The 2,673-nt window shown below is 58.9% G+C and carries 1 protein-coding gene; it reads left to right on the top strand.

Translation table 11 applies throughout. The features are described 5' to 3' along the window. Positions 1 to 40: 40 nt before the first annotated feature. Positions 41 to 2,551, top strand: coding sequence for a ligase-associated DNA damage response DEXH box helicase (locus tag ABX749_RS28825; RefSeq protein ID WP_372899076.1), 2,511 nt, complete (start codon positions 41 to 43; stop codon positions 2,549 to 2,551). The last annotated feature ends 122 nt before the right edge of the window (positions 2,552 to 2,673 follow it).

Below are 2,673 nucleotides of genomic sequence, written 5' to 3'. Positions count from 1 at the left end.
TTGGCGGATTTACTCGAGCTGTTACCGGAAGATTGACGCGATGCTGAAGAGCGAAAACGAAACGCCCTCCCGCACCGTCGACCGCTACTTTGCCTCACTAGGCTGGAAGCCGTTTCGATTTCAGCGAGGTGTTTGGCGATCGTACCAGCAAGGGACCAGTGGTCTGCTCCATTCCGCGACCGGGACGGGAAAGACATTGGCGGTTTGGTTGGGGCCGATCCTGAAATGGCTGCGAGAGAATCCTGACCGGTCCAAATGGAATCCGAAACGGCCTCCGCCGCTGAAGGTGATCTGGATCACTCCGCTGCGCGCCCTCGCCGGCGACACCGAAAGTTCGCTTCGCTCACCGCTGGAGGCGATGGAGATTCCGTGGCGGTTGGAATCCCGAACCGGCGACAGCAAGGCCAGCGTGAAAGCAAGGCAACTGAAGCGATTGCCGACGGCGCTGATCACCACACCGGAAAGCCTGTCGTTGATGCTGACGCACGAAAAGTTATTGGAACAACTGGCCGGTGTCGAAGCCGTCATCGTCGACGAGTGGCATGAGTTGCTCGGCACCAAACGTGGCATCCAAACCGAATTGGCCCTCGCCCGGCTCCGTCGGCTCAACCCCGCGATTCGCAGTTGGGGCGTCTCGGCGACGCTGGGGAACTTGGATCAGGCCCGTGAATCACTCGTCGGCGTCGAAGCCGTCGAGGGCGGGAGAGAGGTGCGACTGGTCCAGGGTTACAAACGCAAGCGGCTGAAGTTGCAGTCGTTGATCCCCGATCGGATCGATCGATTTCCTTGGTCGGGACACATCGAGACCAAGATGGTTCCCCAAGTGGCCGAATTGGTCGATGGCGTCAACAGCGTTTTGATCTTTGCGAACACGAGATCTCAGACGGAAATCTGGTACCAGCAGTTGCTCGCACAGCGACCGGATTGGGCCGGCCGGATCGCGTTGCACCATGGCTCGTTGGACCGTTCGGTTCGTCGCTGGGTCGAAGACGGGTTGCGTGGTGGATCGCTGCGTGCCGTCGTTTGTACCAGCAGCTTGGATCTGGGCGTCGATTTTACCGCGGTGGACTTGGTCATCCAAATCGGCAGCCCCAAGGGTGCCGCGCGGCTGCTGCAACGGGCCGGTCGCAGCGGCCATCAGCCGGACGCGGAGAGTCGTTTGGCATTTGTGCCGACCAACGCGATCGAACTGATTGAATTGGCGGCTGCGCAAGATGCGATCAAGAAAGGCCACTTGGAAGCCCGTCCGTTGATCAACAAACCGCTCGACGTGCTCGCCCAACATGTTGTCACCATCGCGATCGGCGGCGGGTTTCGATCCGACGCGTTGTTGAATGAAATCAGATCAAGCTACGCCTACCAATCCTTGAGCGACGACGAATGGCGGTGGGTGTTGGACTTCGTCGTGCATGGCGGTTCGTCGCTGACGGCGTATCCGGAGTATCATCGTGTCAAGTTGGTCGATGGCCGCTATCAAGTCACCGAACGGCGAACGATCACGACACATCGGATGAACATCGGAACGATCGTTTCGGATGCCTCGATGACGGTGAAGTATCTCACGGGGACCACGCTGGGGACCGCCGAAGAGAGTTTCTTGTCCAAGCTGGAGCCCGGCGACAAGTTCTTGTTCGCCGGGCGACTGCTCTCGCTGGTCCGCATCAAAGACAACGCGGCGTACGTCAAACGCGCCACCGGCACTCCCGATACGGTGCCCCGGTGGATGGGCGGACGGATTCCGCTGTCGAGTGAATTGAGTGCCGCACTGCGCGGGAAGATCGCCGAAGCGGCCGCCGGTGTATTGATCGGCAACGAAATGAAGTCGCTGAAGAATCTGCTCAAACTTCAGCAGCGTTGGAGCGTGTTGCCGAAACAGGATGAACTGCTGATCGAGCGGATTCGATCTCGCGGACGCTACCAACTGTTCTTGTTTCCCTTCGAAGGTCGGTTGGTTCACGAAGGGCTGGCCGCCTTGTTCGCCTATCGAATCTCGCGGTATCAAAAGACCACGTTGACGATGGCGTGCAACGACTATGGACTGGTGCTGGAATCACCCCACGAAGTCGATGTGGAGGAAGCCATCGAGCGCGGAATGTTTTCGACCGAAGAGTTGGTGGGAGATCTTTACAGCAGCATGAACGCGACGGAGATGGCGAAGCGTCAATTTCGACAGATCGCGAGGGTTGCCGGGCTGATTCACCCGGGGTATCCGGGGCAACCTAAGAAAGCCAGCCATCTGCAGGCGAGCAGCAACCTGTTTTTCGACGTCTTTCATGAGTACGATCCGGACAATCTGCTGTTGCAGCAAAGCCGACGAGAGGTGTTGCAGTTTCAGCTGGAAGCCAATCGAATGCTGGCGGCGCTGGACCGCATCGGCGAAAGCCGGGTACTGATTCAGGCACCCCGCAAAATGACTCCGTTGGCGTTTCCGTTGTTGGTCGACAAACTGAGGGAACGCGTCAGCAGCGAATCGTTGCGTGATCGCGTCGCGCGGATGCAAGCGGAACTGGAAAAGGCGGCGGATCGACGGTTGCCTGGCGACCAGGAATAAACAGAAGCGGAACGCGATTGAGCAACCGTTGGTATCTCGTCGTCTATCGCAGCTCAACTATCGGGTAGTGGACGAGGCGACGAGTCCTCCGTCTTCGGCATCTCGGCAAGGCCTCGTCGCCT

It is taken from the genome of Stieleria sp. (genome assembly GCF_041595215.1).
In the GTDB taxonomy this organism is placed as follows: Bacteria; Planctomycetota; Planctomycetia; order Pirellulales; family Pirellulaceae; genus Stieleria; species Stieleria magnilauensis.
Note: the sequence above shows the minus strand (reverse complement) of the source record. Positions and strands in the feature narration are given on the sequence as shown.

Coding starts and splice junctions, on each gene's coding strand:
- ABX749_RS28825 (WP_372899076.1), top strand. CDS start 41: ATGCTGAAGAGCGAAAACGAAACGCCCTCCCGCACCGTCGACCGCTAC.